This is a genomic window from Streptomyces sp. HNM0645, from assembly GCF_030056615.1.
Classification (GTDB): Bacteria; Actinomycetota; Actinomycetes; order Streptomycetales; family Streptomycetaceae; genus Streptomyces; species Streptomyces marianii.
Window position 1 is genome coordinate 28099 of record NZ_JASHLT010000034.1, and the last position, 21421, is coordinate 49519.

Sequence of the window (21421 nt, forward strand, 5' to 3'; positions counted from 1 at the left end):
TGAACTCACGGAAAGCGCTCGCCCTGTTCACGGTGCGCCCGGTTGCCGGGCGTTCACAATCAGCCAATGTTGACTTGTGAACCGCCAGAAAGTCCCGACGATCATGTTGACACCGCATGAGCGACGCGTCAGTATGGCGGGCCGCGCCGCCGGAATCCCCCACATCTTCCCCCGCGCCTTCAACTCCTTCCCCCTCTCGAAATTCCGTGGCGTTCTTGGGTTGCCGACCTTCCGGGCCTGCTGCCCCATTTCGCCATGTCCGCGTTTTCCACCCCTCTTCGCGACTGTACCGACGGGCCGGTCAGCACCATTGACCGATGGTTGACCCTTGAGTAACTTGCCGCTATCTTCAAGCCGCTGCGCGAATGACTCGAATTGATTTCCGCGGGCATTGCGAGACCCTGCACGTCCCGCGCCACCGATCGACCGAAATTTAACTCCGGGCAACACCAAAGCCTTTTCGGGGAATGATGAATTCGGTAGAGCACCACGTGGACCTGGTCATCGGAATCACCCCCTTCGGTGAACCGGACGCCCGTCTCGCCGCCGGGGTGAGCCGCGCCGGCGGACTCGGGGTGCTCGACCTGGGTTCGGGGAACCGGAAAGCGAGAGAGGCCCTGGCGGCACTGCGCCGATGGCCCCCCGGACGCTGGGGGGTACGGATCGGCCCGCGCTGCGAACCGGGCCCATATGACCTCCTTGGGGACTGCGGATCCCCCGGCGGGCCGGACACGGTGGTGCTCGCGCCCGACTCCGCCTGGGACCTGTCCGCGCTCCCCCGGGACCCCCGACTCCGAGTACTCGTGGAGGTCACCGGGCTGGAGGCAGCACGCCGGGCCGTGGAGTCGGGGGCCGGCGGGCTGATCGCCCGCGGCAGCGAGTGCGGAGGCCCCGTCGGGGAGCTCAGCACCTTCGTACTCCTCCAGCAGCTGCTCGCGGCGGAGCCGGGGGTCCCGGTGTGGGCCTGCGGAGGAATCGCGCCGCGGACCGCCGCCGCCGCCGTCGTGGGCGGCGCCGCCGGGGTGGTGCTCGACACCCAGCTCGCGCTGCTGGCCGAGTCACAGCTGCCCGAACCGGTCGCGGCCGTGCTGCGGACCTGCGACGGCACGGAGACCGCGGTGTCCGGCGGCCGGCGTACGCTGCGCCGGCGGAGGCCAGCGGCCCGGTCCTCCGCCGACGACGCTTCTCCCGTACACCGCCTGCCGGTCGGACAGGACGCCTTTCTGGCCACCCGGTTCGCCGAGCGGTGGGGCGACACCGGCCGCGCGGTCCGGGCGGTGCTCGGTGCCGTGCGGTGCGCCGTACGGGACGGCGAACGCGAGGCCGCCGCAAGGGCGCTGGGGACGGACTCGGCGATGAGCCGGGCCCTGGGAACCCGGCTGCCGGTCGCCCAGGGCCCCATGACCCGGGTGAGCGACGGGGCCGCGTTCGCCGCCGCCGTCGCCGACGACGGGGCCCTTCCCTTCATCGCCCTCGCGCTCGCCGGGGCGGACCGGTCCCGGACGATGCTGGAGGAGGCACGGCGGGCCCTCGACGGCAGACCATGGGGGGTCGGGATCCTGGGCTTCGCCCCCGAGGAGACGAGGAGCGCACAACTGGCGGCGGTCCGGGCGGCGGGGCCCACCCACGCGATCGTGGCCGGCGGCCGGCCTTCGCAGGCACGGGTGCTGGAGGAGGCCGGGATCAGGACGTTCCTCCACGTCCCCTCACCGGGTCTGCTGCGGCAGTTCCTGGACGCCGGGGCCCGCCGGTTCGTCTTCGAGGGCGCAGAGTGCGGCGGTCACGTCGGTCCCCGGAACAGCTTCCCGCTCTGGGAGGCCCAGATGGCGGTGCTGGAGGACTTCCTCGACGGTCTCGCCCGGCAGTCGGACGAGACCACGGCACGGGCCGCCGCCGAACGGATCGAGGTGTTCCTCGCGGGCGGGATCCACGACGAGCGCTCCGCCGCGATGGCCGCCGCGCTCGCCGCGCCGCTGACGGCGCGCGGCTGCGCCGTGGGCACTCTCATGGGCACGGCATATCTCTTCACCGAGGAGGCGGTCGCACACGGTGCGGTCCGGCCGTTGTTCCAGCGCCGGGTGCTCGCGGCGGAGCGCACGGCGCTGCTGGAGACGGCACCCGGTCACGCCACGCGCTGTGTGCCGAGCCCGTTCAGCGACGACTTCGGCACGCTGGCCGCCGGCATGCGCGAGGAGGGACTGGCCGAGCGGGAGGTCTGGGAACGGCTGGAGCGGCTGAACGTCGGGAGGCTGCGGATCGCCGCCAAGGGCGTGGAACGCGCCGACGGCGGGGCCCTCGGGCCCGTCGACGAGGAACGCCAGCTGGCGGAGGGCATGTTCATGGCCGGCGAGGTGGCGGTGCTGCGCACGGCCACGACCACCGTCGCCCGGCTGCACTCCGCCGTGACCGACGGAGCGGCGCGCCTGCTCACCGAACGGGCCGCCGACCCGGCGGCCCGGCCCGGACCCGGCCCGGACAGCGCAGCGACGGCCGAACCGGAGCCCCCGCAGCCGCTGGACGTGGCGGTGGTCGGCATGGCCTGCATGTTCCCCGGCGCTCCCGATCTGGCCTCCTTCTGGGCCAACGTCCTCGACGGGGTCGACTCGGTGGGGGAAGTCCCCCGTGACCGGTGGGATCCCGGTGTGCACGGCGTCGAGGCGGGCGGTACGGTCACCTCACGCTGGGGCGGGTTCCTGCCGCCGATTCCCTTCGACGCCCTGCGCTACGGCATTCCTCCCGCCTCCCTGGGCAGCATCGAGCCCGTGCAGCTCCTGGCCCTCGAAGCCGCCCGGCGGGCGCTGGACGACGCGGGGCTCGGCGAGGGCGGCCGGGTGTTCGACCGGACGCGGACCGGCGTGGTGTTCGGTGCCGAACCGGGCAGCGACCTCTCGAACGCGACGACGCTGCGCGCGGTGCTCCCGTCGTACTTCGGCGAGGTGCCGAAGGGACTGGAGGAACAGCTTCCGCCGCTGACCGAGGACTCCTTCCCCGGAATGCTCGCGAACGTGGTCTCCGGGCGGATCGCGAACCGGCTCGATCTGGGCGGTCCGAACTTCACCGTCGACGCGGCCTGCGCCTCCTCCCTCGCGGCGATGGACGTCGCCTGCAAGGAACTGGTCGCGGGTACCAGCGACATCATGCTGTGCGGAGGCGCCGATCTGCACAACGGCGTCAACGACTACGTGCTGTTCTCCTCGGTGCACGCCCTCTCCCCCACCGGCCGCTGCCGGGCCTTCGACGGCTCGGCCGACGGGATCGCACTCGGCGAGGGCGTGGCGTGCGTGGTGCTGAAGAGGCTGGCCGACGCCGAGCGGGACGGCGACCGCATCTACGGTGTCGTCAAGGGCATCGGCAGTTCCAGCGACGGCCGGTCCCTCGGGCTGACTGCGCCGCGCCCGGAGGGTCAGCGCAGGGCACTGGAACGTGCGCACCGCAACGCCGGTACGTCGCCTGCGGACGTAGGACTGGTGGAGGCGCACGGCACGGGCACGGTCGTCGGCGACAGGGCCGAACTCGGCGTCCTCACGGAGGTGTTCGGGGCCGCAGGCGCGAAGCCGGGCGGCTGTGTCCTCGGATCGGTCAAGTCGCAGATCGGACACACCAAGTGCGCCGCCGGCCTGGCCGGGCTGATCAAGACCGTGATGGCCCTGCACACCGGCGTCCGGCCGCCCACCCTGCATCTGGAACAGCCCAACGCGGCCTGGCACGAGGACCGCAGCCCGTTCGTCTTCCACCGCGAGGCACTGCCGTGGGGCGCACCGGCCGAGCGGCGCGTGGCGGGCCTGAGCGCGTTCGGCTTCGGAGGCACCAACTTCCATGTGGTGCTGGGCGCGCACGGCGGGGAGCTGCCGCCCTCGCACGGGCGTGACGCGTGGCCCGCCGAGCTGTTCCTGTTCCGCGGGGCGGACCGGGCGGCCGCGCGCCGGGCCGCGGAGGACCTGCTGGAGACGGCGTCACCGGCCGCGGAAGGGGCGAGTCGGTGGCGACTGCGGGACCTGGCGCTCGCCGCCTCGCGGCGCGCCGCGACGGACCGGGGTCCGGTGCGGATCGCCGTCGTCGCGAAGGATCCCGGCGAACTGTGCCTGCGGCTGCGCCGAGCCCTCGACGGCGAGCACGATCCGGGTGCGGGGGTCCACCTCGCCGGCGACGAGGCGGCGGCGGGCGCCCCGGACACCGCCGGCGCGCCGGACTGCGTGCCCCGGGGCGGGGGCAGCGGCGGCAAGGTCGCCTTCCTGTTCCCCGGGCAGGGCAGCCAGCGGACGGGCATGTTCGCCGGCCTCTTCACGGCCTTCCCCGAACTGCAGCACCTCCTCGCGCTCGACCGCGGCACGGCCACCGCGCTGCATCCCCCGGCCGCGTTCACGGACGCCGCGCGCGGGCGCGCCACCGCCGCACTCACCGACACCCGGGCCGCCCAGCCCGCGCTCGGCATGGTGGACCTCGCCGCCCACGCGCTGCTGACGCGGGCCGGGGTCGTGCCCGACATGGCGGCGGGCCACAGCTACGGCGAACTGGTCGCCCTCGGCGCCGCCGGCGCCCTCGACCCGGAGACGCTGCTGACGCTGAGCTCCGAGCGCGCGGCTGCGATCCTCGCGACCGCCGGGGACGATCCCGGGGCCATGGCGGCGGTGCGCGCGTCCGCGGCGGACGTCGAGCGGGTCCTGGGTGCGCCGAGGGCCGACGGCAGTCACCACGACGCCGACAGCGGCGACAGCGGCGACAGCGGCGACAGCGGCGACAGCGAGAGCAACGGCGACCGCGCGGCGGGCGGGCTCCTGGGCCCCGGGCTCGTCGTGGCCAACCACAACACTCCACGGCAGTCGGTGATCTCCGGTCCAACCGCCGAGGTGGAGGCCGCGCTGGGGCTGCTGCGCGAAGCAGGTCTCGGCGCGAAGCGCCTGCCGGTGGCGTGCGCGTTCCACAGCCCGCTGGTCGCGGGAGCCGGGGAGCGATTCACGCGCGTGCTGGCCGAACACCCCGTAAGGCCACCGGAGTTCCCGGTGTGGTCGAACCGTACCGCCCGGCCCTACGGCGACGGCCCCGAGGAAATCCGTGCGGAGCTGGCCGCGCAGATCGGTGCGCCGGTGCGTTTCGCCGAGCAGATCGAGGCGATGTACGAGGCGGGCGCGCGGGTCTTCGTCGAGTGCGGCCCGGGCCGGGTGCTGACCGGGCTGGTGGCCGAGATCCTCGGTGACCGGCCGCACCGCACCGTCGCGTGCGCGCCACGGCCGGGAAGCGGACTGCCCGAACTCCTCGACGCCCTGGCCCGGCTCGCGGTGGCCGGGGTGCCGGTGGCCACGGACTGGATGTTCCGGGGCCGTGACGCGGTGGACCCGGGCCGGGCCGAGAACGGCCGAAAGCCCGGCTGGACGGTCGACGGGCATCTCGTCCGCACCTCGTCCGGCGAACTCCTGCCCGGTGCGCTGGCACCGGCCCGACGTGTCGTGGAGACGACTGTGACGGACCATCACGGGGACCGGACGCCCGAGGGCGCCGCGACCGGCCAGGACGCGCTGATAGCCGAATTCCTGCGAACGAGCCGGGAGATGGTGGCGGCCCAGCGCGACGTCCTGCTGACGTACTTCGGCGGGCGGGTGCCCGGTGACCCCCTGCCCGCCCCGGCCGGCCCTCCGCTCGCTCCCGCGCTGCAGACGGGACGCCCGGAGGCGTGGGAGCCGGAGTCCGTCGGCACGTCCCCGGAGGCCGGAGCCGCCGCGACCGGACCCGGCCGCCTCGCGGGGCAGGAGCGGACGGGCGCCCCCGTTGGCGGCGCGGATCCGGCCGGGCCGCCGTCCGGTGACGACGTCCTGCGCCTGATCGTGGACATCATCAGTGAGCGCACGGGCTATCCGGCCGACATGGTCGAGCCGGGCCTCGACCTGGAAGCGGATCTGAGCATCGACTCGATCAAGCGAACCGAGATCGTCGGCGAACTGGCAGGACGGCTGATCCGGGCCGGAGCGGCGCCCGCCGACGCCGGCTCGCTGGACGACGCCGCGATGGAGGAGCTCTCCCGGGCCAGAACCGCCGAGGCCCTGGCCGCCGGGATCTGCGCCCTTCTGCCCGGTGCCGGAACCGAACCGGACGCTGGTCCGGCGGCTCCCGTCGCCGTACCGGGAACGCCGGCCGCCCCGGCCCCGGAGCGGAACGGCAACGGCAACGGCAACGGCAACGGCAACGGCAAGTACCAGGTTGCGGCCACCGGTACCGGAACGGGCTCTGAGGCGGCGATGTCAGCGGCACCGACGACGCAGACTCCACGGTTCCCTTCCGGGAACGACGGCGGTGCCGCGGCGCCCGGAGCGGACATCCCTCTCGTCGCCGCACCCAAACGACTGGAACTGCGCAAGGTGCCGCTGAACGGCAGTCCTGGTGCCGCGACGCCCGCCGCTCTGCGGGGACGGAGGTTCGTGCTGCTGGGCGACGGGGACGGTGAGCTCGCGGGCACGGCACGGGCGCTCGCCGCGGCGCTGGAACGGCACGGTGCCGTGTCCGCCGTCCTCGACGCCGAACAAGGCTTGCCGCCGCAGAACGGCCACGGGCCGCTCGACGGCGTGGTCCTGCTCGACCCGCTGGCCGCCTCCGGGCCGCCGGTCCTGCCCTCGGCCTTCCCGGTCGTCAAGGCAGCGCTGGCCTGCCGCCCCGCACGGCTTCTCGCCGTACGGCTCACCGACGAGGGCCTGGTGACGGAGCGTTCGGCCGGGCTGCGCGGGCTCTTCCGCACCATCGCCCGGGAGTGCCCGGACACCGGTCCCACCGTGATCGACCTCGATCCGGGCAGCGGGGCGCGCATGCCGCGGACGCCGGAGGGCGTCGCGGACGCGGTGGTCGAGGAGCTGTCCGCGGCCTGCGGGGCACCGGCCGTGGTGCGCGACGCGGACGGCGTGCACACGTGGGAGCCCGTCGAGGCGCCCTTCGGGATGACGGCGGCGACCGGTGCGGGACCCGCCGGGGACGGGGCCGCGGAGGCGGCGGCGCTCGGACTCGACCAGGACTCGGTCGTCCTGCTCACCGGAGGGGCCCGGGGCATCACGGCGGCGTTCGCCGTCGCACTCGCCCGAGCCTCCCGGTGCCGTGTCGAACTGATCGGCAGGACGCCCGCCCCCGCCGGGCCGGAGGATCCGGAGACGGCGGCGGCCGGCGACAGGGCGGCGCTGCGGCGCGTGCTCGCGGTGCGGGGCGGGTACTCCTCCCCCGCCGAGATCGACCGGGCGGCCGAACTGCTCCTCGCCCAGCGGGAGATGGCCGCCACCCTGACCGCGCTCGAGGCCGCCGGGAGCCGGGTCCGCTACCGCAGCGTCGACTGCCGCGACTCCGCCGCCGTGCTGCAGGCGGTGAAGGAGATCCACGCCGACCACGGGCGTCTCGACGGGGTCGTCCACGCCGCGGGAGTCATCGACGACAGGCTCATCGCGGAGAAGTCCCCGGAGTCCTTCGAGCGGGTGTACGGCACCAAGGTCGCGGGGGCCGTCTCGCTGCTCTCGGCACTCGGCGAACTGCCCGACGAGGGACCGCGGTTCGTCGTGCTGTTCGGCAGTGTCTCCGCGGTGTTCGGCAACCGGGGCCAGGCGGACTACGCGGCAGCCAACGACGCCCTGGAGGCCCTGGGCGAGCGGTGGCGGGCCCGCACCGGTCAGCGCGTGCTGACGGTCCACTGGGGGCCCTGGGCTCCCGGCGGACTCCACACCGGAATGGTCGGCCCCGAGCTCGCCCGCGAGTACGCCCGGCGCGGAATCGCCCTGATCGACCCCGAAGAGGGGCCGCTGGCGCTGCTGCGGGAGCTCGCCTGGGGCGACCCGGCGGCCGGGGCGGTCGTCCACACCGCCTCGGAGTGGTGACATGACCGGTGCGGGGTCAAGGGCCGGCACGGACCGGACCGGCGAGCGGGCCGGGGGCAGCCGCCACGCCGTTCCCGTCGCCATCACGGGGATGGCCGTACTGCTGCCGGGCGCCCGGGACCTGACGGCGTACTGGCGGAATCTCACCGCCGGGTTCGACGCCGTCGGTGACGTGCCGGAGGGCCGCTGGGACGCCGCCTACTACCGGCCCTCAGCTGCGGACGGGCCGGCCGCGGCGGACCAGGTGTACTGCCGGCGCGGCGGCTTCGTGGACGCGCTGGCGGACGTGGACGTGACACGCTTCGGCATCATGCCGAGTTCGGTGCCGGGAGCGGAGCCCGACCAGCTGATCGCACTCCAGGTGGCGGCGTCCGCGATCGCGGACGCCGGCGGCGAGGACCGGCTGCCGGCCCGGGAACGGGTCGGTGTCGTGCTGGGCCGGGGCGGCTATCTGACACCGGGGCTGGTCCGCCTCGACCAGCGGGTCCGCACCGCGGCCCAGTTGGTCCGCACACTCGGGGAGTTGCTGCCGCATCTCGGCACCGACCAGCTGGCCCGGGTACGGGAGGCGTTCACCGAACGGCTCGGTCCCGACCGGCCGGAGAACGCCATCGGCCTCGTCCCCAATCTGGCGGCCTCCCGGCTGGCCAACCGGCTCGATCTGCGCGGTCCCGCCTACACCGTTGACGCCGCGTGCGCCTCCTCGCTCGTCGCCGTGGACCAGGCGGTGGGCGAGCTGGCGTCCGGCCGGTGCGACCTGATGCTCGCCGGAGGCGTGCACCACTGCCACGACATCACCCTGTGGAGCGTCTTCTCCCAACTCCGCGCCCTGTCCCCGAGCCAGCGCATCCGCCCCTTCCACCGGGACGCGGACGGCATCCTCATCGGCGAGGGCACGGGCGTGGTCGTGCTGAAGCGGCTGGCGGACGCCGTACGGGACGGAGACCGGATCTACGCGGTCGTCCGGGGGACGGCGGTCGGCAGCGACGGGCGTACGGCCGGACTGGTCAGCCCCGATCCGGGCGGGCAGATCCGCGCCGTGCGACGGGCTTGGGAGGCGGCCGGGCTGGACCCCGCCGAGCCGGGGTCGATCGGACTGCTGGAGGCGCACGGCACGGCCACTCCCGCCGGGGACACGGCCGAACTGCGCACGCTGGCCGAGGTCTTCGGGCCACCGGACGACCCCGGAGGCGGGCGGACCGCGGTGATCGGGTCGGTGAAGTCGATGATCGGCCACGCGATGCCCGCCGCGGGGGTCGCCGGCCTGGTCAAGGCGGCTCTCGCCGTGCACCACGCGGTGCTGCTGCCGACCCTGCACTGCGACGATCCCCATCCCGCGCTGGCCGACACCCGTTTCCGTCCACTGGCCGGGGCGGCGCCCTGGGATCCCGGCCCCGGGGGGACGCCGCGCCGGGCGGCGGTGAACGCCTTCGGGTTCGGCGGGGTGAACGCCCATGTCGTCCTCGAACAGGCGCCGGAGGCAACGGCGTTCACGGCCCCGCCGGAACCGGGGGCCGCCGGGCTCCCGGCAACCGCCGACGAGGGGCGGGGCGGCACCGGCCGGGCGGCCGCGGCCACCGCCGTGATCGAACGGGAGCGCGTGCTGCTGCTCACCGCCGGGACGCCGGAGGCCCTCGCTGCCGTGCTGGACACCGACGACTCGACGCTGCTGGCCTCGGGGCCCGCCGCCCCGGTGAACCCGGGAGGGGACTCGGCCCGCCTCGGCGTCGTCGATCCGACACCGAAACGGCTGGCGCTCGCCCGCCGGGTCACCGCCAAGGGCCGGGCGTGGCACGGCCGCGGCGATGTGTGGTTCTCCCCGTACCCGCTGCTCGGCGGCGAGCGGCCGGGCAGGATCGCCTTCGTCTTCCCGGGGCTTGAAAGCGAGTTCGAGCCGCGCGTCGACGACGTCGCCGCCCGGTTCGGGCCGGCGCGGCCGGGGCCGGCCGGCGGTGCGACGGCGGCCCGCGTCGGGGACATCGGCCGGCACGGGCTGGGCGTGGTGGCGGTGGGCAGGCTCCTGGACACCGCCCTGCGCCGGATGGGCGTGGTGCCGGAGGCGGTGGCCGGGCACAGCATCGGCGAGTGGACGGCGATGGCGGTCGCGGGTCTGTACTCCGAGCGCGCCGTGGACGACTTCATGGCCTCGCTCGACCCCGACTCGGTGGCGGTGCCGGACCTCGCCTTCGCCGCCGTGGGGGCGTCCGCGGACCGGGTACGGGCGGAACTGGCGGCCCTCGGTCTGCCGGTCACCCTGTCCCACGACAACGCGCCGAGCCAGTCGATGGTGTGCGGACCGCCGGACGCGGTGGAGGAGTTCGTCCGCGCCTTCCGGGCGGAAGGCGTGCTGTGCAGGGTGCTGCCGTTCCGTTCGGGATTCCACACGCCCATGCTGGAGCCGTCCCTGGGCCCGTTCCGCGCCGCGGCCGAGCGCTTCGCGCTGCACACGCCCACCGTGCCGGTCTGGTCCGGCACGACGGCAGCCCCGTTCCCCCGTGACGAGGCCGCCGTGAGGGAACTGTTCGTCCGCCATCTGCTGGAGCCCGTGCGCTTCCGCCAGTTGACCGAGTCACTGTACGCGTCGGGGTTCCGGGCCTTCGTCCAGGTCGGTACGGGAGCACTCGGGTCGCTCATCGGCGACACGCTGTCGGGGCGGGAGCATCTCGTCGTCGCCGCCAACACTCCGCACCGTCCGGGCCTTTCGCAGCTGCGACGCGTGGCCGTGGCGCTGTGGGCGGAGGGCGCGGCGGTCGACCCGGACGTGATCGACCGCCATGCCACCGCTCCGGCCGGGGCGCCGGGGCGCCCGGCCTCCTCGTCGCGTGCCGATGCCGACGCCACGACGTCCCGGCCCGCCTCCCGTGCGGCCTGGGGCGGCGGCGTCACTCCTCGGCCTCCGGTGCGTCTCGACCTGAGCGGCGGACTGGTCTCCCTGGATCCGGGGACGCTCGCCGCGCTGCGGCTGTCGCTGCCGACCGGACGGGAGGGTTCCACGGCCGGCCCGGTCACCTCGGCGGCCGCGGCGTCCGCGTACACCCCGCGCGGCCCGGCGGGTGCGGGTACGGCGGGTGTCGGTGCGACAGGCGCCGGGACGACGCGCGGAGGCGCGGCGGAACACGCCATGGCCGACGGCTCGGCGGGGAGTTCCTCGGCCCGCGGTGGCATGCACCGGCCCGGGGAGTCCGTCCCCGGGGCCGGAGGACCGGAACGGTTCCCGGCTCTCGCGGAGCTCAACGCGCTGATGCGGGAGACGGCGGCCACCGCGGCCGAGCTCATCGAGGCCGCCGCCCGCCGGCCCTCACCGGCGCACCGTCGGGGCGACACACCGCATGTCCCTGCCGCCGTCCCGGCCCGCCGCACGCCTCCCGCGGCGCGCCCGGTCCTGCCCCGCACGGGTACCACCCCGGGCGCAACGCCTTCCGCCCGCTCGGAGTACACGGTCCGGGTGGGCACCGACGCGATGCCGTACCTGCTCGACCACTGCTTCTTCCGGCAACGTGCGGACTGGCCCGAAGTGGCCGACCGCTGGCCCGTCGTGCCGGCCACGACGATCGTCGACCATGTGATGGAGGCGGCCGAGCGCTGCGCCCCCGGTATGCGCGCCGTCGCCGTGCACGACGCCCGGTTCGACCGGTGGCTGACCGCCGCCGAGCCCGCGGACGTGAAGGTCACCACGGCCCCCGCGGGCCCCGGGCGCCTGGCGGTGTCGTTCGGACCGCACGCACGCGCTGTGGTCGAGCTCGCCGCGAGCCATCCCCCGCCGCCGCCTCCCTGGGATCCGGCGGCGTTCCGGGACGAACGCACTCCCGGCCACTCCGCGGCCCAGTTGTACGACGAGCGCTGGATGTTCCACGGCCCCGCGTACCAGGGGGTCACGGCGCTTCGGGGCATCGGCGAGCGGCACGTCCGCGCGGTGCTGACCACGCCACCGGCGCCGGGTGCGCTGCTGGACAACGTGGGGCAGGTCCTCGGCTACTGGATCATGGCGACCGCCGCCGAACGTACGGTCGTGTTCCCCGTCCGGATGCGGCACATGCGGTTCTTCGGCCCGGCCCCGCGGCCCGGCAGCGAGGTGGAGTGCCTGGTCCGCGTCACCTCGCTCACCTCCGACCTCCTGGAGGCGGACGCCCTGCTCACATCCGGAGGCCGGGTCTGGGCGGAGCTCGGAGGCTGGCAGGACCGCCGGTTCGACAACGATCCGCACACGCGCCCGGTCGAGCGCTTTCCCGAGCGCCACACGCTGTCGACGGCCCGCCCCGGCGGCTGGGCCCTGGTCCACGAGCGCTGGCCGGACCTGGCGTCACGCGACCTGATCATGCGCAACATGCTCGGCGGCGCCGAACGCGCCCGGTACGAGGAGCACACGCCGCGCGGCCGCCGGCAGTGGCTGCTGGGCCGCATCGCCGCCAAGGACGCCGTGCGGCAGTGGCTGTGGCAGCGGGGCGAGGGACCGGTCTTCCCCGCGGAACTGCGCGTCGACAACGACGACCGGGGACGGCCCCGGGTGACCGGGACCCACGGGCGGACGCTCCCGCCGCTGGCCGTCTCCCTCGCCCACCGGGCCGAGGCGGCGGTGGCGATCGTGCGCCCGTGCCCGCCGGTCCCGGGCAGCGGTGCGGTGACCGGACCCGGTATCGACATCGAGGAGATCGCCGAGCCGTCCGGGGCGACGCTGGCCGCCGCCCTTGCTCCGACCGAACGCGAACTGCTGGCGGACCGCAGCGCCGGTACGGGGACGGCGGCAGGAGCCTGCGACGCGCTGTGGTTCACCCGCTTCTGGGCGGCGAAGGAGGCGGCGGCGAAGGCGGAGGGAACCGGATTCGGCGGCCGCCCCAAGGGCTTCGCCGTGGTGGCGGCGTCCGGGGACCGGCTGACGGTCGAGGTGCGCGGCGCTCCGGGCACCCCGGTCCGCGTGTACCGGATCCGGTGCGAAGAAGTGGCCAATCCGCCGGGTCTTCCCCCGCGCTCATACGTCGTGGCGTGGACCGAAGGACCGGAACGGGACGGGGACAGGCACGAGGAGGGGAACAGAACGTGACCACGACTCAGGGGACCGGTCCGTCAGGGGCGGACGAGGACGCGATACTCGCCGACATCACGGCCATGATCGCGCTCGTCCTCGAGGACGACGGTCTCGACGGCACCGAGGTCGGGATGGAGACCCGGTTCAGCAGGGACCTGGAGTTCGAGAGCATCGACCTGGTGACCCTGGCCGGTCATCTGGAGGCCCGGTACGGGCGTGACGTCAACTTCGCCGAGTTCGTGGCCTCGATGGAGCTCGACGACATCATCGAGCTCACCGTCGGCCGGCTCGTCGAACACGTGGCGAGGTGCCTGAAGAGCGCGGGAGCGGCCTGACCCATGGCGCTCATCGATGTCGCCGGTGTCCGTCTGCACGTCCAGCGCCTCGGTCCCGGCGACGGACGACCGGGCCGGGAGACCGTCGTCCTGCTGCACGGGTTGCTCACCGACAGTCTGGCCAGCTACTACTTCACCGTCGCGCCCGCGTTCGCGGCGGCCGGGCTGGACGTCGTCATGTACGACCACAGGGGGCACGGCCGCAGTGGAAGACCGGCAGGCGGCTACGGACTCGGGAGGTTCGTGGACGATCTCGGCGCGCTGCTGGACCGGTTGGAGGTCCCCGGTCCGGTCCATCTGGTCGGCAACTCCTTCGGCGGCACGGTGTCGTTCGGCTACGCCCTGCGCCGCCCGGACCGGGTCGCCAGCATCTCGGTCGTCGAGTCCGAGCCGGCCACGGCCTCCTGGGCGCGCAAGATCGCCGGACTGCTGGAGCGGGTACGGCACGAGATGACCGTCAACGAGAGCGAGGCGATCGACTGGATCGCGAGCCACCGCGGCCACCACACGGCCCGGCTGGCGAGGGCCGCGGGCCGCCTGGTGCGCGATACCTCGATCGCCGCGGAGGTCACCGTCTGCGACCTCGTCTCCGAGGACGCCCTCCGCTCCCTGGACCGCCCGGTGCTCGCCGTCTACGGGGGCGACTCCGATCTCAGCGAACAGGCCCCGTGGCTGCGGTCGTTGATGCCGCGCAGCCGGACGGTGCTGGTCCCCGGCCATGAGCACTCGGTGCTGGTGGAGGCGCCGGGCCGGGTGCGCGACCTCGTCCTCGGCTGGATCGAGGAGAACGGGTCCGCCGAACGCCGCGACGGGGCCGGCAGGGCGGCTGCCGTACCCGTGGAGGTGAACGTCCCGTGAGCCGCTGCCTGTTCGTCGTCCCGCCACTCGTGGGGCACATCAATCCGCTGGTGGGGGTGGCCGCGGAGTTGGTCTCCCGGGGCCATCGGGTGGCCTGGGCGGGGGTGCCCGGGATCGTCCGCCGTCTCGCCGGGCCGGACGCTCACGTCTTCCCGTCGCCGGTGTCGTGGGCCGAAGCGGACCGTCCCGTCCGGCCGCCGGACATCCGGGGCCCCGAGGCCCTCAGGTTCCTGTGGGAGCGGTTCCTGGTGCCGCTCGCGGACGCGATGGCCGACGGCGTACGGGACGCGGTGCTGGCCTTCCGGCCCGATGTGGTCGTGGCGGACCAGCAGGCACCGGCGGGTGCGCTGGTCGCGGAGCGGCTCGGGGTGCCGTGGGCGACGTCGGCGACGACGCCGGCCGAGTTCACGGACGCGCTGGCGGCCATGCCGAAGGTCGCCGCCTGGAACGACGCGCTGCTGCGGGAGCTGCGGCTGCGCATCGGGGACCCGGAGGGCACGGCGGATCCGCGGTTCTCCCCCCGTCTGGTGCTGGCCTTCTCCGCTCCGGAGCTGGCCGGGCGGCCCGCCCGCGGTGGCGAGGGGATCCGCTGGGTGGGCCCTTCGCTGGCCGCCCGTCCCTCGGCAGCCGACTTCCCGTGGGAGTGGCTGGACCCCGGGCGGGCGACGGTCCTGGTCACGCTCGGCACGGCGAACACCGACGCGGGAGGGCGATTCCTCACCGCATGCGCCGAGGCCCTGCGGGCGCGGGCGGACCGGCTGCAGGCCGTCGTCGTCGACCCGGAGGGCGTCCTCGGCGGTCCCGGCATCACCCTCCCGGGCGGTGCCGCCCCGGGTACGAGCGAGGGGACGGCCGCCGCCCGACCGGACCGCGATCTGCTCGCCCTCCCCGTCGTACCGCAGCTCGCGCTGCTCGGGCACGTGGACGCCGTCGTGTGCCATGCCGGCCACAACACGGTGGTCGAGGCGCTGTGGCACGGCGTTCCCCTCGTCGTGGCGCCGATCCGCGACGACCAGCCGGTCGTCGCCGCGCAGGTGTGCGACGCGGGGGCCGGGGTCCGCGTCCGGTTCGGCCGGGCCGGCGCCGCCCGTATCGGAGCGGCTGTGGATGCCGTGCTGCAAGGTCCCGGCCACCGGGCCGCCGCCCGTGCCGTCGGGTCGGCACTGCGCGCGGCGGGCGGAGCCGCGGCCGCGGCGGACCATCTCGAGAAGCTGCTCGATGACGAGTTCCGGGACAAGGAGGAGGGATGACGTCGCGCGAGGTGCGGTCCCGCAGACGCCGGACCAGGCGGGAGACGGTGACCGCACTCCGGCCGGAGTACGAGGCCGAGCTGGCCGAGGGGCCCGAGGCGTTCTTCGAACCGCTGCGCCACGGCTGCCCGTGGTGCGGGTCGGTCCGGATCGGCGGGCATCTGCGGACGCCGGACCTGCTCCAGCACAAGCCCGGCCGGTTCCGGGTCGACCGCTGCCACTCCTGCGGCCACCTCTTCCAGAACCCCCGGCTGAACGCCCGCGGGCTCGCCTTCTACTACCGCGACTTCTACGACGGCCTCGGCGAGCAGCAGCTGGACGGGATGTTCGGCGGGCGCACCGCGTCCTACCGGCGCCGCGCGGAGTCCGTACGGCCCTGTGTCGGCGGCGCGAAACGGTGGCTGGACGTGGGCACCGGGCACGGGCACTTCTGCGAGGTGGCCCGGACGGTCCTGCCGGATGTGGTGTTCGACGGGCTCGACCGCTCCGAGGGGGCGGAACTGGCCGAACGGCGGGGGCGGGTCGAGCGGGGGTTCCGGGGCGGTTTCACCGAACTGGCGCCGGACCTCGCCGGGGAGTACGACGTCGTCAGCCTGTTCCACTACCTCGAGCACAGTACGGAACCGCTGCACGAACTGGAAGCGGCCCGGACGTCGCTGCGCCCGGGCGGACACCTGGTGGTGGAGGTGCCGGACCCGGAGAGCGGGTACGCGCGACTGCTCGGCCGCTGGTGGCTTCCCTGGCTCCAGCCCCAGCACCTCCATCTCATGCCGGTGGGCAATCTCCGCGGCGCGCTGGCGGAACTGGGGTTCACGGTGGTGGCCGAGCAGCACCGGTCGGCACACGAGCCGGTCGACCTCGTGGCGGCGGTGTGGCTGGCCCTGGAGGGAGCCGCGCCGCGGGACGACCTCCCGTGGCTTCCGCCCGTCGGCCCACTGCACCGGGCACTGCGCGGCGCGGCGCTGCTGGCGGGCGTCCCGGCGCTGGTGGCGGCGGCGCTCCTCGATCAGGCGGTCGCACCGTTCACCGGACGTCTCGGGCTGTGCAACGCGTACCGCGTGGTGGCCCGCAAGGACTGACACGTCGCTGCCGCCGGCTCGCGGATCCCGCCACCCCTGCGGGTCAGCGACGTGTCGTGGGGATCGTGCCGTGGGGGGGGTACGGCCCCGACGGAGGCTCGACCGGTCAGTCGAGCGGGCGCTCGTAGACGAGGAATCCCTCGTGCCGGGCCACACGGTCGTAGAGGGCTCGTGCGGTGGCGTTGTCCCGGTGTGTCTGCCAGTGGATCCTCTCCGCGCCGGCCTCGCGCGCCGCCGCGGCCGTGGCCTCGATGAGGGTCCGGCCCACGCCCCGGCCGCGCGCGGCGGGTGCGGTGAACAGGTCCTCCAGACAGCAGTACGTGCCGGCGGCCCAGGTGGAGCGGTGCAGCACGTAGTGGCAGATGCCGGCCAGTCCGGCGCCGGTCCACGCCCCGAGTCCCCGCACCGGCTCGGCCGGGTCGGCGAACCGGGCCCACGTCAGATCGGTGACCTCCGGCGGAAGGGCGTGCTCGTAGAAATCCAGGTACGCCCGCCACAGCGGCTCCCAGGCCTCCCGGTCACCGGGAGCGAGGGGGCGTACTTCGAGACCCGGGTCGGACGTCACGGTGGGTTTCCTCGCACTCGCACGGTCTGCAGGTAGGCACAGGATGCCACGCGGGCCGTAGGGCCGTTTCCCACGCCGCACGTGCACGGATTCCATGGGCGTGCGTACCGGGGCCGGTGGGTCAGGCCCCGCCGACCGGCCGCACGCCTTCGGCCGCAAGTGTTCGCGTTCGGTGGACATCGGCTCGTCACGACCACATATCGGCGAGTCCTATGCCCGGATATGATGCATTTTGTGATCATGTTCGGTCGGCTGCGGCGCCCTCGTCGTTTCTACGGAGGCCGGTGGACGGCTGTCCTGCTGTCGCCGGCCATTCTCACGATCCTCATCTCCTCCCTGGCCTTCTCCACCCCGAGGGAGAAGGCCTTCAGCCGTCTCCTGCCCGCCGCACCCGCTCTCGCCGCGGCGTTGTGGCCGGTCCTCGCCACGGTCCTGCTGGGGACCTTCTGCCTGCTGGTCATGATCAGCCTCAGCTTCTTGTACACCGATCTGGGAACGCCGTACACGGCCGCCGCGATCATCCTGGTGACGCTGGCGGCCGCGTACGCCAGCCACGTCAGGATCCAGCGCGAGGAGGCGCTGTTCCACGTACGGCTCGTCGCCGACGCCGCCCAGAAGGTGCTGCTGCGCCCGCTGCCGAGCCGTATCGACGACGTCGAGATCGAGTCGCTGTACCTGGCGGCCCAGGAGCAGGCCCGGATCGGCGGCGACTTCTACGAGGTGGCAGACACCCCGTACGGCGTGCGCCTGCTCATCGGCGATGTGCGGGGCAAGGGCCTGTCGGCGGTGGGCGCGGCATCGGCGGTGATCAACTGCTTTCGGGAGAACGCGTACGACCAGCCCGATCTCCGTGGCATCACCCGGCGACTCGAGACCAGCATCACCCGCTACAGCGCCGCGTTCCCCACCCAGGAACTGCCCGAGCGCTTCGCCACCGCCATACTCGTCGAGATCCCCCACGACGGCGGCGCGATCCGGATCCTGAACTGCGGGCATCCCCCGCCCATGCTCGTGCACCGCGGCGAGATCCGCGTCCTGGAGCCGTCCACCCCCTCACCGCCCCTGAACCTGGCGGCGCTCATCGGGGACCACTACTACGTGGACACCGTCCCCTTCGACCCCGGCGACCACCTTCTGCTCTACACGGACGGTGTGACGGAGACCCGGGACCGCGCCGGGGAGTTCTTCCCGCTGCCGGAGTGGATGCGGCACAACGGCCCCGCCGCGCCGAGGGAGCTTCTCGACCGGCTCCACCAGGACCTGCTCCGCTACAGCGGCGGGCGGCTCGACGACGACATCGCCGCCCTCGCCGTGAGGTGCCCCAACAGCCGAGGGCCGGGGACGGCGGCGTAGGCATCCGGGCGCCATGGCACCGTCACCCACGCGGACGGCCCCGCACGCCACGGCCGCCCCGGGCCCCGCGCCCGGGGGACCGTGCGGGCCGAGACGTCCCGGGGCCGTCCGCGTTGGTGTTCCGCCCCGCCCAGGATCATGCTGGTGACGAGAGCCCTGGCCACGAGCTCCCCCTGGCGGGCAGCGGGAGCCGCGCAATGGGCAAAGGGGCGAGATGAGCGGCGATGGAACGACTTCCCACCTCACCGGGCGAACCTCCCGGCACCGCGCAGCCACCTCCCGTCCCGGCCGGCGACCGGCCCGACCCGACCCAGCCGCCCCCCACCGTCCCCGGGGACCGCCCCGACACGGCCGGGCCGGTCCCCGGGCGTCCGCCGCCCACCGCCACGGCGGTCATCAGCGAGCAGGGTGTCGTGACGGGATGGAGCGAAGGAGCCCGCCGGCTGCTGGGGTACGCGCCCGCCGAGATCATGGGACGGCCCGCCGCCCGTCTCCTCGCGCACGGCGCCGCTCCGGTCGCACCGCCCGGCCCCCCGTGGCCCACGGACCTCGGTGGCACCCTGCCCCTGCGCCATCGGGACGGCCACGAACTCGCGCTCCCGCTGAGCGCCACCCGCCGGACCACCACCAGCGGCATCACCGAGTGGCTCGTGACCAGCACCGCGACGGCGGACGACGGCTCCACCGCCCCGGCCCCGCAGGAGCCGGCGCCCGGACCTGCGGGGCGGTCGGACTCGACTGCCCCGGCCGCCGAGGCCGCTGGCTCCGAGGCCGGCGCGGTGCCGGGCCGCGGCGCGCCCGTTGCCGAGGGACCGGCTCCCGGAGCGCCTGCCGTCGACGCGCCGGCCGCCGGGCCCGGGGCCCGGAAACATCCGGCGGGCGAGCCTCCGCCCGATGCGACGCCGTCGCACGCGGGCCCCCGTCCCGGTGCACCGCACCCCGGCACCACCGCCGGTGAGACGCCGTACGCCGGCACACCCTCCGCCGCACCGCACCCCGGCACCTCCGCCGGGGGGACACCGCCCCCCGGCCCGGTCACCGACGAGGCGCTGGGGGCCTGGGCCTTCGCCCAGTCCCCGTGCATGCTCGCGGTCTTCGACACCGACCTGCGGCTGCTGCGCGCCAATTCCGCAATGGAGCGCGCGCTGTCCCTGCCCGAGGCGCGGATCCGCGGGCTGCGGCTCACGGAGATCGTTCCCGGCCCGGTGAGCGAGGAGACCGAGCGCTCCATGGGCCTGGCGCTCCGGACCGGCAGGCCCCAGCACACCCCCACCGTGCTGCGTCCCACGGACAACAGCTCGGAGGCCGGCAGCCCGGCCACCGTCACACCGCTCACGGACGACGGCGGCGTCCGGGCCGTGTGTCTGACCGCCCACACCCGTACCGAGGAGCCCGAACACCACCTCACCCGGCAGCGGATGCTGCTGGAGGACCCGGGCGCCGGGATCGGCACCACTCTCGACCTGGAGCGCACCGCGCAGGAACTCACCGACGCCGCCGTGCCCCGGCTCGCCGACACCGCTGCCGTCGAGTTGTACGAAACCCCTCGTCACAGCCGTCCGACCGGCCCCCTGCCACTGCGCCGGACCGCCTACCGCTCACATCCGCCGGGCACTGTGCCGGCGGCGGACCCGGAGCCCGTCACCCACCCCGCCCACTCCCCGCTGACCCGGTGCCTGACGACGGGCCGCAGCGCCGTGTACCGGATGGACGACCCCTCCCTCGTCCAGTGGAGGGCCACCGATCCCGAGGCCGCACGGCTGGACGAGGCCGGTACGCGCACGCTGATGGCCGTGCCGATGCTCACGGCGGGATCCACGCTCGGGGTGGCGCTGTTCACCCGCAACCGCAACCCGCAGCCGTTCACACCGGACGACCTCCAGCTGGCCGAGCAACTGACCCACCGCGCCGCCACCGGCATCCACAACGCCCGCCGCTTCACCCGCGAACGCACCACCACCATGACCCTGCAGCGCAGCCTGCTCCCGCACACACTGCCCGACCAGCCCGCCCTCGACATCGCCACGCGTTATCTGCCCGCCGGTGCCGAAGCGGGCGTGGGAGGCGACTGGTTCGACGTCATCCCGCTGTCCGGCGCGCGCGTCGCCCTCGTCGTCGGCGACGTCGTCGGCCACGGCATCCGGGCCTCCGCCACCATGGGCCGACTGCGTACCGCGGTCCGCACGCTCGCCGATGTGGACCTCCCGCCCGACGAACTGCTCACCCGGCTCGACGACCTCGTACTGCATCTGTCCACCGACGAGTCCTCGGCCACCGCCGACACCACGACGGGCATCGGCACCACCTGTCTGTACGCGATCTACGATCCGATCTCCCGGGACCTGACACACGCCCGCGCCGGCCACCCGCCACCGGCCGCCGCCACCCCCGACGGCGACGTGTACTTCCTCGACACCCCCGCGGGTCCTCCCCTGGGGCTCGGCGGCCTCCCCTTCGAGACCACCACCACCACGCTCGACGAGGGCACGTTGCTCGCCTTCTACACCAACGGCCTGCTCAACCCGCGCGAGACCGACATCGACCAGACCCTGGACACGCTCTTCACGGCACTCGCCCACCCGTCGTCCGGCCTCGAGACCACGTGCGACCGCATTCTGACGACGCTGCTCACCCACCCTCCCACCGACGACATCGCCCTCCTCATCGCCCGCACCAAGACGCTCCACCCCCAGCACGTCGCCACATGGACGCTCCCGCACGACCCCGCGGTCGTCATCGATACCCGTCACCGCACGGCCGAGCAGCTCGCCGTCTGGGGACTCGTGGACGCCAGCTTCATCACGGAGCTGATCGTCAGCGAGCTCGTCACCAACGCCATCCGCTACGGGAAGCCCCCGATCCAGCTGCGTCTGATCCACACCGACACCACACTCACCACCGAGGTCACCGACTACAGCAGCACCAGTCCGCATCTGCGGCACGCCCACACGTACGACGAGAACGGCCGCGGGCTCTATCTCATCGCCCAGCTCACCCAGCGCTGGGGCACCCGGCACACTCCGACCAGCAAGACCATCTGGACCGAGCAGACGCTGATGTGAGCCGTCCGGGGCGGGGAGCCGCCGGAATCTCCGTTGCGGTGCGGGCCCGGGGCGGCCG

General features: G+C 74.4%; 9 protein-coding genes. 8 read left to right on the plus strand and 1 reads right to left on the minus strand.

The features are described 5' to 3' along the window. The first annotated feature begins 470 nt into the window (after positions 1–470). The 6 genes from QMZ92_RS22875 to QMZ92_RS22900 are packed head-to-tail and all read left to right on the plus strand — an operon-like array spanning position 471 to position 16383. The gene (locus QMZ92_RS22875; RefSeq protein ID WP_502962117.1) at positions 471–7838 is read left to right on the plus strand and encodes an SDR family NAD(P)-dependent oxidoreductase; all 7368 of its coding nucleotides are present in this window, start codon (positions 471–473) and stop codon (positions 7836–7838) included. A gap of 1 nt (position 7839) precedes the next feature. Continuing rightward, a complete protein-coding gene (locus QMZ92_RS22880; protein ID WP_283299292.1) occupies positions 7840–12876 on the plus strand; it encodes a type I polyketide synthase in 5037 nt (1678 codons plus the stop codon). Further along, the gene (locus tag QMZ92_RS22885) at positions 12873–13196 is read left to right on the plus strand and encodes an acyl carrier protein (protein WP_283299293.1); all 324 of its coding nucleotides are present in this window, start codon (positions 12873–12875) and stop codon (positions 13194–13196) included. Before QMZ92_RS22880 ends, QMZ92_RS22885 begins: the two co-directional genes overlap by 4 nt. Before the next feature lie 3 nt (positions 13197–13199). Further along, positions 13200–14054, plus strand: a complete 855-nt coding sequence (locus QMZ92_RS22890; protein ID WP_283299294.1) for an alpha/beta fold hydrolase — start codon at positions 13200–13202, stop codon at positions 14052–14054. Next, a complete protein-coding gene (locus QMZ92_RS22895) occupies positions 14051–15304 on the plus strand; it encodes a glycosyltransferase (RefSeq protein WP_283299295.1) in 1254 nt (417 codons plus the stop codon). The genes QMZ92_RS22890 and QMZ92_RS22895 overlap by 4 nt, the downstream gene beginning before the upstream one ends. Next, the gene (locus tag QMZ92_RS22900; RefSeq protein ID WP_283299296.1) at positions 15301–16383 is read left to right on the plus strand and encodes a class I SAM-dependent methyltransferase; all 1083 of its coding nucleotides are present in this window, start codon (positions 15301–15303) and stop codon (positions 16381–16383) included. Before QMZ92_RS22895 ends, QMZ92_RS22900 begins: the two co-directional genes overlap by 4 nt. A gap of 106 nt (positions 16384–16489) precedes the next feature. On the opposite strand, the gene QMZ92_RS22905 is transcribed toward QMZ92_RS22900, so the two are convergent. Further along, positions 16490–16948: a GNAT family N-acetyltransferase gene (locus tag QMZ92_RS22905; protein WP_283299297.1), complete on the minus strand. Its 459-nt coding sequence runs from the start codon at positions 16946–16948 to the stop codon at positions 16490–16492. A 234-nt stretch (positions 16949–17182) separates the two neighbouring features. Between QMZ92_RS22905 and QMZ92_RS22910 the strand changes: the two genes are divergently transcribed. Further along, complete coding sequence (locus tag QMZ92_RS22910; RefSeq protein WP_502962116.1) at positions 17183–18301, plus strand: PP2C family protein-serine/threonine phosphatase; 1119 nt, start codon at positions 17183–17185, stop codon at positions 18299–18301. Positions 18302–18525: 224 nt separating this feature from the next. After that, on the plus strand, positions 18526–21363 hold the full coding sequence (locus QMZ92_RS22915; RefSeq protein ID WP_283299298.1) for a SpoIIE family protein phosphatase: 2838 nt from the start codon (positions 18526–18528) through the stop codon (positions 21361–21363). Positions 21364–21421: the final 58 nt, after the last annotated feature.

What these genes read in the sequence shown, in the direction of transcription:
- QMZ92_RS22880 (WP_283299292.1), top strand. Translation starts at nt 7,840, where the DNA reads ATGACCGGTGCGGGGTCAAGGGCCGGCACGGACCGGACCGGCGAGCGG.
- QMZ92_RS22875 (WP_502962117.1), top strand. Translation starts at nt 471, where the DNA reads ATGAATTCGGTAGAGCACCACGTGGACCTGGTCATCGGAATCACCCCC.
- QMZ92_RS22890 (WP_283299294.1), top strand. Translation starts at nt 13,200, where the DNA reads ATGGCGCTCATCGATGTCGCCGGTGTCCGTCTGCACGTCCAGCGCCTC.
- QMZ92_RS22900 (WP_283299296.1), top strand. Translation starts at nt 15,301, where the DNA reads ATGACGTCGCGCGAGGTGCGGTCCCGCAGACGCCGGACCAGGCGGGAG.
- QMZ92_RS22915 (WP_283299298.1), top strand. Translation starts at nt 18,526, where the DNA reads ATGGAACGACTTCCCACCTCACCGGGCGAACCTCCCGGCACCGCGCAG.